Annotated in this window: 2 protein-coding genes; both read right to left on the bottom strand. The window is 74.4% G+C overall.

The window, feature by feature from the left end; all coding sequences use genetic code 11:
- A partial coding sequence (locus VGC13_RS23580; RefSeq protein ID WP_331127757.1) for an amino acid adenylation domain-containing protein occupies positions 1 to 2523 on the bottom strand: 2523 nt, incomplete at its 3' end.
- Positions 2523 to 10421, bottom strand: a complete 7899-nt coding sequence (locus VGC13_RS23575; protein WP_331127758.1) for an amino acid adenylation domain-containing protein — start codon at positions 10419 to 10421, stop codon at positions 2523 to 2525. The genes VGC13_RS23575 and VGC13_RS23580, both read right to left, overlap by 1 nt.
- Positions 10422 to 10433: the final 12 nt, after the last annotated feature.

Below are 10433 nucleotides of genomic sequence, written 5' to 3'. Positions count from 1 at the left end.
GCCCAGGTAGCCGCGCGCCAGCCCGGCGCCGGCCACGAACAGCTCGCCGGGGACGCCCAGCGGCACGGGGTGCATGGCGGCATCCAGCACGTACAGCCGCAGGTCCGCCAGCTGCCCGCCGATCACGCTCGCCACGCCCGGATCGCGCAGCTCGCGCCCGGTGACGGCGTGATGGGTGACGTGCACGCACGTCTCCGTGATCCCGTACATGTTCACGAGCCGCGGATGCGCGGGGCCGTAGCGGTCAAGCCACGGGCGCAGCGACGGGAAGTGCAGCGCCTCGCCGCCGAAGACCACGTAGCGCAGCGCCTCCAGCGGCTCCGGCGCCTTTGCGTCCGCCTCGATCAGCTGCTGGAAGGCGGAGGGGGTCTGGTTGAGGACCGTGACGCCCTCCTCCCGCAGCAGCGCCCGGAACTGCTCCGGCGAGCGGCTGACCAGGAAGGGGACGACGACCAGGCGCCCGCCGTACAGCAGCGCGCCCCAGATCTCCCAGACGGAGAAGTCGAAGGCGTAGGAGTGGAACAGCGTCCACACGTCCTTCGCGCCGAAGCCGAACCTGCCGTCGGTGGAGGTGAAGAGCCGCGCCACGTTGGCGTGCGTGAGCATCGCCCCCTTGGGCCGGCCGGTGGATCCGGAGGTGTAGATGACGTACGCCAGCGCCTCCGGATCCACATCCACCGGGAGATTCTCATCCTCTTCGGACGCGATCGCCTGCGCATCTCCATCCACCAGGACGCGGGTGATGGAGTCGCCTTCGATGCGGTCGAGGAGCGCGGACTCCGTCACCAGGACGGTGATCCCCGCATCCTCCACCATGTAGGCCAGGCGGTCCGCGGGATAGGTGGGATCGAGGGGGACGTACGCGCCGCCGGCCTTGAAGATGCCGAGGATGCCGGCGAGCATCGCCGTGCCGCGCTCCATGCAGAGCCCGACGCGCGACTCGGGGCCCACGCCGTGGCGGCGCAGGTGGCGGGCAAGGCGGTTGGCGCGCGCGTTCAGCTCGCCGTACGACAGCGACTCGCCCTGGAACGAGACGGCGAGGCGGTCCGGCGCCTCCGCCGCGCGCGCCTGGAAGCGGCCGTGCAGCGTGAAGACGGGAAAGGCGTCCGCGGGCGGATTCCACTCCCGCAGCACCCGCGCGCGCTCTTCGTCGCTCAGCAGGGTGAGCGACGAGAGGGGGCGGTCGGGGCCGGCGGCGATGGCGCTGGCCAGCACGGCCAGGTGGTCGGCCATGCGGCGCGCGGTGGCGGCGTCGAACAGGTCGGTGGCGTACTCCAGCCACCCCGTCACCGCGCCCTCGCTTTCCCACACCAGCAGCGACACGTCGAACTTGGCCGTGCCGCTGGGCGACTCGAAGAACCGGCTGGTGAGGCCCGGGATCGACAGCGCCCCCCCGGGCGTGTTCTGCAGCGCCATGAAGGCCTGGAACACCGGGTTGTGCCCCAGCGTGCGCCCGGTGCTCAGCTCGTCCACCAGCTTGTCGAACGGCAGGTCCTGCCGCGCAAAGGCGCCCAGCGTGGTTTCGCGCACGCGGCGCACCAGCTGGCGAAAGGTGGGATCGCCCGAAAGGTCGGTGCGCAGCGGCAGCGTGTTGACGAAAAAGCCGATCAGCCCCTCCACCTCCACCCGCGTGCGCCCCGCGACGGAGGTGCCCACCACCACGTCGTCCTGCCCGGAGTACTTCGACAGCAGGACCTGCCACGCGGCCAGCACGGCCATGAACAGCGTGCCGCCCTCCTCCTGCGCCACGGTGCGCAGCACCTCGGCCGCCGCGGGCTCCACGCGCACGCGCTCGCGGGCCCCGCGGTGGCTCTGCGCCGGGGGGCGGGGGCGGTCGGTGGAAAGCTCCAGCAGCGCCGGCGCCCCCGACAGCCGGTCGCGCCACCACCCCAGCCGCTCTTCCAGCGCCGCGCCCCGCAGCGTGTCGCGCTCCCAGACGGCGTAGTCGGCGAACTGGATGGGAAGGTCCGGCAGCGGCGACGGCTCGCCCCGCGAAAAGGCGCCGTACAGCGTGGACAGCTCGCGGAACAGCACCCCCAGCGACCACCCGTCGCTGACGATGTGGTGCATGGAAACCACCAGCGTGTGCTCCTGCTCGGACGCGCGCAGCAGCACCGCGCGAAAGAGCGGGCCGCTGCGCAGGTCGAAGGGGCGCCGGGTTTCTTCGCCCACGCGCCGCCGCATCTCGGCCTCCACGTCCCCCGCGGCGCCGATGTCCTCCACCGGCAGGGGAAAGCGCGCCGCGGGGCGCACCACCTGCACCGGCTCGCCGTCCACGGTGGCGAAGGTGGTGCGCAGCGCCTCGTGCCGGTAGACGATCTCTTCCAGCGCAAGGCGCATGGCCTCGGCGCGCAGGGGGCCGGAAAGGCGCAGCCCGCTGGTTACGCCGTACGACCCCTGGCCGCCCATGCGGTCCAGCAGCCACAGCCGCTGCTGGGCAAACGAGACGGGAAAGACGAAGACTTCCTCGTCCTGCGGCTGCGCCGGGGCGTCGGCCCCGGCGGAAACGTCCATGATGCTCATCACTCGCCCGGCGGGGTGAGGTCTGCCAGCACGGCGCGCCGTGCCTGGCGGGATGCGGGGACGATGCGGGCCACCTCCATCGTGCGGCCCTGGACCAGCAGGCGGTCCACCTCGCCGGCCAGGGCGCCCACGCTGGGGTGCTCGAACAGGGCGCGCAGCGGCACCCGCACGCCAAAGACGTCCTGCGCCCGCGAAACCACCTGCGTGGCCTTGAGCGAGTGGCCGCCCGAGGCGAAAAAGTCGTCGTGCACGCCCACGCGCTCGTGGTTCAGCACTTCGGCGAAGATGCCGGCCAGCGTGGTTTCCGTGGGCGTGCGCGGCGCCACGTAGCCCTCGTCCGCGCCCGCGCCCTCGGGGGCGGGCAGGGCGCGGCGGTCCACCTTGCGGTTGGCGTTCAGCGGCAGCGCGTCCAGCACCACGAACGCGGAGGGGAGCATGTAGTCGGGAAGCCGCGTCCGCAGGTGCTCGCGCAGCTCGGCGGGGGTGGGCGCCGCGGCGGGGTCGGCGGCGACGGCGTACGCCACCAGCCGCCGGTCGCCCGGGGTGTCCTCGCGCACCACGGCCACCGCCTCGCGCACGGCCGGGCTGCGCAGCAGCACCGCCTCGACCTCTTCGAGCTCGATGCGGAAGCCGCGCACCTTGACCTGCTGGTCGATGCGGCCCAGGTACTCCAGCACGCCGTCGGCCCGCCAGCGCACCCGGTCGCCGGTGCGGTACAGCCGGCCGCCCGGCGGGCCGAACGGGTCCGGGACCAGCGTCCGCGCCGTGAGCGCGGGCCGCCGCAGGTACCCGCGCGGCACCGCCGGCCCGCCCACGAACAGCTCGCCCGGCACGCCCACGGGCACGGGGCGCATCCGCGCGTCCAGCACGTGCACGCGCCGGTCGCCCACCGGGGTGCCGATGGGCACGGCGGCCCCGTCGAAGTCCCGCGGGATCACGTGGCACGAGGTGAACACGGTGCACTCGCTGGGTCCGTACCCGTTCACCAGCCGCAGCGCCGGGTACAGCTCCATCGCCCGGCGCACGTGCGGAACCGAGACGGCCTCGCCGCCCACCATCACCTGCCGCACCCCCGCCAGCACCTCCGGCCGGGTGTCGATCACCAGGTTGAAGAATGCGGCCGAGAACCAGAGCGTGGTCACCCCGTGCCGCCGGACCTCCGCGGCCAGCCCGTCCAGCTCCACCGTCTGGGCGGGGTAGAGGACGCAGGTGGCGCCGGTGAGCAGCGCGGGCCACATCTCCAGCGTCAGCACGTCCCACGAGGTGGACGAGTACTGCAGCAGCACCTGCTCCGCGTCGTACCGCACGTAGTCGGCGCCGCGAAAGAAGCCGGGGATGGCGCGGTGCGCCACCTCGCTTCCCTTGGGGGTGCCGGTGGAGCCGGAGGTGTACAGCACGTACACCAGGTGGTCGGGGGTCACGTCCACGTCTGGCGCGGTGTCCGGCTCGCGCTCGACCTGCGCCCACGCGGCGTCCAGCGCCAGCGCGCGGGCCCCGGCGGGAAGACGCGGCAGGACGCGCTCCTGCGTAAGCAGCAGCGGCGCGTCCACCTCGCGCACCATGAAGGCGATGCGCTCCTCGGGGTAGGCGGGGTCGATGGGCACGTACGCGCCGCCCGCCTTGAGGATCCCCAGCAGGGCCACCACCATCTCGGGCGAGCGCTCCATGCAGAAGCCCACCTTTACGTCGGGCCCCACGCCCCGGCCGCGAAGGTGGTGCGCCAGGCGGTTGGCGCGCCGGTCCAGCTCGCCGTAGGTGATCCGCTGGTCCCCGTAAACGAGCGCCGTGGCCTCCGGCGTCTTCCGGGCCTGCTCCTCGAACAGGTGGTGGACGCAGCGCGCCGGCGGCGCGGCTTCGGCCGGCGCGCCGCTCCACCCGCGCAGCACCTCCGCCTCGTCCTCGTCCACCAGCGAAAGGGCGGAAAGGGGAAGGTCGGGGTTGGCGGCGGCGGCCCGCAGCAGCACGCGCAGGTGGTGGGCGGCGCGCCGCACGGTGGCGGCGTCGAACAGGTCGGCGCTGTAGCCCAGCACGCCGGTGAGCGCCGTGCCGCTGTCGCGCATCAGCAGCGACAGGTCGAACTTGCTCGTCTCCGAGTCCGCCTCCACCCGGCTGATCTGCAGGCTGCCCAGCCGCAGGGAGCGCGCGGGGGTGTTGTCCAGCGCGAACACGGTCTGAAAGAGCGGCGTGTGGCTCAGCGAGCGCGCGGGCGCCACCTCCTCCACCAGCTTTTCGAACGGCAGGTCCTGCCGCGCGTAGGCGCCCAGCGTGGTCTCGCGCACCCGCGCCAGCAGCTGGCGAAAGGTGGGGTCGCCCGACAGGTCGCCGCGCAGCGCCAGCGTGTTGACGAAGAAGCCGATGAGCCCCTCCACCTCGCGGTGCGTGCGCCCCGCGATCGGCGCGCCCACCACCACGTCGTCCTGCCCGGCGTACCGGCCCAGCAGCGCCTGCCACGCGGCCAGCAGCGTCATGAACAGCGTGGCCCCCTCCTTCCGCGACAGCTCGCGCAGCGCGTCCGCCAGCTCGGGTGGCAGGTGAAAGCGCTCGTACGATCCGCGGTTGCTGCGCGCGGCCGGACGCGGCCGGTCGGTGGGCAGCTCCAGCACCGCGGGGGCGCCGGCCAGCCGCTCCTTCCACCACGCCAGCTGCTTCTGCAGCACGCCGCCGGCAAGGTACGCGCGCTGCCAGGCGGCGTAGTCGGCGTACTGCACCGGCAGCTCGGCCAGCGGCGACGGCGCGCCGCGCGAGAAGGCGTCGTACAGCGCCGTCAGCTCGCGCAGCAGCACGCCGCTGCTCCACCCGTCGCTCACCACGTGGTGCATGGACAGCAGCAGGACGTGGTCGTGCGGCGAGACGCGGAACAGGTGCGCGCGGAAGAGCGGCCCGTGCTCCAGGTCGAACGGCCGCGCCGCCTCTTCCATCACCCGCCGCCGCGCTTCGGCCTCGTCCGCGGCGTCGATCACCGGAAGCGGAATCCCGGCCGCGGGCGATACGCGCTGCACGGGCTCGCCGCCCGCGTCGGCGAAGGTGGTGCGCAGCCCCTGGTGCCGGCGGACGATCTCCGCCAGCGCGCGGTGGAGCGCGTCCACGTCCAGCTCGCCCTCCAGCCGCAGCGCCGCGGGGATGTTGTACGTGGCGGTGCCCGGCTCCATCCGCTCCAGGAACCACAGGCGCCGCTGGGCAAAGGAGAGCGGCGCGTCCCCGCCTTCCACGCGCACCAGCGGGGGCGGTGCATCGCCCTCTCCGTCGCCGTCGCGCAGCAGCAGCTCCACGTGAAGCGCGACGCCGGCGACGGTGGGGCTCTCGAAGAGCGCGCGGAGGGGGACGGTGGCGCGCAGCACCTCCTGAACCCGCGCGGCCACCTGCATGGCGCGCAGGGAGTGGCCGCCCAGCGCGAAGAAGTCGTCGTCCACGCCCACGCGCGGCACGCCCAGCACCTCGGCCCAGATCCCCGCCAGCACCTCTTCCACCTGCGTCCGCGGCGCGACGTACGACGCGTCGTCCGCGCCGCCGGCCGGGGCCGCGGGACCGGGGGCGGGAAGGGCGCGGCGGTCCACCTTGCCGCTGCTGGTCAGCGGCAGGCGGTCCAGGAACACGAACGCCGCGGGGACCATGTAGCCCGGCAGGCTGGCCGCCAGGTGCGCGCGCAGCTCCGCGATGGAGGTGTCCGCCCCCTCCCGCGCGGCCACGTACGCCACCAGCCGCGCATCGTCGCCCTCGTCCGCGCGGGCGGTGACGGCGGACTCGCGCACGACGGGGTGGCGGGCCAGGACCGACTCGATCTCCCCCAGCTCGATGCGGAAGCCGCGCACCTTTACCTGTCCGTCGGCGCGGCCCAGGTACTCCAGCGTGCCGTCCGCCAGCCACCGCACCCGGTCGCCGCTGCGGTACATCCGCGCGCCGGGCTCCGTCGAGAAGGGATCGGGAACGAACTTCTCCGCCGTCAGCGCGGGGCGGCCCAGGTAGCCCCGCGCCACGCCCGCGCCCCCCGCGTACAGCTCGCCCGGCACGCCGATCGGCACCGGCTGCAGCGCCGCGTCCAGCAGGCGCACCTGCACGTTGGCGATCGGCCGGCCGATGGTGACGCGGCCCTCCTCGACCCGCGCCACGCTGGTGTTCACGGTGGTCTCGGTGGGGCCGTAGTGGTTCCAGACGGCGACGCCGGGAAGCAGCGCGCGGGTGCGCTCCAGCAGCGCGGCGGGCAGCGTTTCGCCCCCCAGCAGCACCGCGCGGAGGCCCGTGGGCGCCGCGTCGCCGGCGCGGATGCGCTCCACGATGGCCGCCCACAGCGACGGCACGCCGCCGAAGCTGACGCGGTCGCGCGAGCGGAGCGCCGCCAGCAGCGCCGCCGCGTCGGAAACCGTCTCCTCGGGGAGCACCCACACCGGCTCGCCGCGAAGGAGTGGCGGGTACAGCTGGCGGACGTGCGCGTCGAACGACAGGCGGCTCACCATCGGCAGCGCAAAGCCGTCCTCGCCCAGCACCGTCTCGCCGAACCAGGCCAGGTAGTTGGCCACGCCGCCGTGCCGCACCAGCACGCCCTTGGGCGCGCCGGTCGATCCGGAGGTGTAGATGACGTACGCCAGGTTGTCCGCGTCCACGGCGACGTCCGGCGCGGCGTCGCTCTGCCGCGCGATCGCTTCCGCGTCGTCGTCCAGGCGGACGATCGTCCCCTCGAACCCGTCCAGCCGCGCGGCCAGCGCCCGCTGCGAGACCACGACGCGCGCGCCGGCGTCGTGCAGCACGTAGCGCAGCCGCTCGTCCGGCGCCTGCGGATCGAGGGCGACGTAGGCGCCGCCGGCCTTCAGAATCCCCAGCACGGCGGCGGGAAGGCCGATGCCGCGCTCGATGAACAGCCCCACGGGCGCGTCCGGCCGCACGCCGCGGGCGACCAGGTGGTGCGCCAGGCGGTTGGCGCCGCGCTCCAGCTCCGCGTACGTCAGCGAGTCGCCCTCATGGACGACGGCGGTGGCGTCGGGGGTCCGCGCCGCCTGCGCCTCGATCAGCGCGTGGACGGGGCGGCGGAGGCCGTACGGGCGCTCCGTCGCGCTCCACGCATCCACCACCACCCGCCGCTCGTCCGCCGCCAGCAGGGGCAGGCGCGAGACGGGGAGCTCCGGCGCGGCCATGGCGCCCTCCAGCAGCACGCGCAGGTGCTCCGCCATCCGCTCGGCCGTCGATTCGTCGAACAGCGCGGTGCGGTACGAGATGCGTCCCTGCAGCCGCTGTCCGTCGTCGCGCATCGACAGGACCAGGTCGAACTTGGCCGCCTCCACGCCGGCGGGGACCATCTCCAGCGCCAGCCCCTCCAGCCGCGGCGCCCGCTCGGGCTTCTGCAGGGTGAACAGCACCTGGAAGAGCGGCGTGTGCAGCAGCGAGCGCTCGGGGGCCAGCTCCTCCACCAGCGTTTCGAAGGGGAGGTCCTGGTGCGCGTGCGCGCCCAGCATGTCCTCGCGGACGCGGGCCAGCAGGGCGCGAAAGCCCGGGTCGCCCGACAGGTCGCCGCGCAGCGCCAGCGTGTTGACGAAGCAGCCCACCAGCCCCTCCACCTCCGGCCGCGCGCGCCCGGCGATGGGGGAACCCACGACCACGTCGTCCTGCCCGCTGTACCGGGCCAGCAGCACCTGCCACGCCGCCAGCAGCGTCATGAACAGCGTGGCGCCTTCGCGGCGCGAGAGCGCGCGCAGCTCCGCCGCCAGCTCCGCCGGAAGCGAAAAGCGGACGTCGGCCGCGGCGTGCCCGGCCAGGGCGGTGCGGGGGCGGTCGGTGGGCAGCTCCAGCACCGCCGGGGCCCCCGCCAGCCGCGCCTTCCACCAGTCCAGCTGCCGCTCCAGCACCTCGCCCGACACGTACGTGCGCTGCCACGCCGCGTAGTCGGCGTACTGCACCGCCAGCGGGGGCAGGGGCGACCCCTCGCCGCGCCCGAACGCCGCGTACAGCGCGGAGACCTCGCGCATGAGCACGCCGTAGCTCCACCCGTCGCTGACGACGTGGTGCATCACCAGCAGCAGGACGTGGTCGTCCTCCGCCACGCGGAACAGGTGCGCGCGGAAGAGCGGGCCGCGCTCCAGGTCGAACGGGCGCCACCCTTCGGCGGCGATCCGCCCGCCCAGCGCGGCGTCGTCCACCTCCTCCACCGGCAGGACGAACTCCCCGGCGGCGGACACGCGCTGCACCGGCTCGCCGTCCAGCATGTCCATGGTGGAGCGCAGCACCTGGTGGCGGCGCACCACCTCGGCCAGGGCGCGGCGGAGCGCGTCCACGTCCAGCGTGCCGCCCAGCCGGAAGGCGGCGGGTACGTTGTAGGCGCCGGTCCCGGGCTCCATCCGCTCCAGGAACCACAGCCGCCGCTGCGCAAACGAAAGCGGCGCCGTCTCCGCCTGGAGCGCGACGATCGGCGGCGTCCCCTCTCCCGCGCCGTCGCGTAGAAGGCGCTCGGCCACGCGGGCCATGCCGGCCACGGTGGGGCTCTCGAAGAACGAGCGGAGCGGAAGGGCCACGCCCAGCACCTGCTGCAGCCGCGCGGCCACGCGGGTGGCGGAAAGCGAGTGGCCGCCCAGGGCGAAGAAGTCGTCCTCCGCGCCCACGCGCTCCACCCCCAGCACGGCGGCCCACACCTCGGCCATCACCTCTTCCACCGGCGTCGCCGGCGCCACGTACCCGTCGCCGTCCGCGCGTGCCGTCTCGGGGGCGGGAAGGGCGCGGCGGTCCAGCTTGCCGTTGGGGTTCAGCGGCAGCGCGTCCAGGAAGACGAAGACGCCGGGGACCATGTAGTCCGGAAGCCGCCGCGCCAGCGCCTCGCGCAGCGCGCGGACGGCGGGCGGCGGGCCATCCGCGGCGACCACGTAGGCCACCAGGCGCTGCTCCAGCGCCACCACCACGCACTCGCGCACCTCCGGCAGCTCCGCCAGCGCCGTCTCGATCTCGCCCAGCTCGATGCGAAAGCCGCGCACCTTGACCTGGAAGTCCAGCCGTCCCAGGAACTCCACCGCGCCGTCCGCGCGCCAGCGCGCGCGGTCGCCCGTGCGGTACAGCCGCGCGCCGGGGGTGGGGGAGAAGGGATCGGGAACGAACTTCTCCGCCGTAAGCGCCGGGCGGTTCAGGTAGCCGCGGGCCACCTGCACGCCGCCCAGGTGCAGCTCGCCGGGGACGCCGATGGGGGTGGGGCCGCCGGCCGCGTCCAGCACGTAGACGCGGGTGTTGGCGATGGGGCGGCCGATGGGCACGGTGGCGGCGCCGGGCTCGGCGCGGCACCGCCAGTGGGTGACCTCGACCGCGGCCTCGGTGGGGCCGTACAGGTTGTGCAGCTCCGCTTTCATCCGCGCCAGAAAGCGCTCCTGCAGCGCGGGCGGGAGGGCCTCGCCGCTGCAGCCGACCAGGCGCAGCGAGGCGCAGCGCTCCTCCAGCCCCGGCTCGTCCAGGAACAGCTGCAGCATGGAGGGGACGAAGTGCGCCACGGTGATGCGCTCCGCCTGGATCAGGTCCGCCAGGTACGACGGCTGCCGGTGCCCGCCGGGGCGGGAAACGACCAGGGTGGCGCCGCAGAGCAGGGGGCAGAAGAACTCCCACACCGACACGTCGAACGAATACGGCGTCTTCTGCAGCACGCGGTCGTCCTGGCGCACGCCGCCCCACTCCAGCATCCACCGCAGGCGGTTGCAGACGGCGTGGTGCGCGTTCATCACGCCCTTGGGCCGTCCGGTGGAGCCCGAGGTGTAGATGACGTACGCGAGCGTCCGGGGTGTCGCCCCGCCCTCCACCGGCGCGGCGGACTCCGCCGCGACGGCGTCCCAGCCCGCGTCCAGCTCCACCGTCGCCGCGCGATGCGGGGGGAGGATGCCACGGAGCGCCGCCTGGGTCAGCAGCACGCCGACGCCGGAGTCTTCCAGCATGTACGCCAGGCGGTCGGCCGG

The organism is Longimicrobium sp., assembly GCF_036399255.1.
In the GTDB taxonomy this organism is placed as follows: Bacteria; Gemmatimonadota; Gemmatimonadetes; order Longimicrobiales; family Longimicrobiaceae; genus Longimicrobium.
The sequence above is the reverse complement of the archived record's forward strand: the minus strand, read 5'-3'. Positions and strand labels throughout refer to the sequence as shown.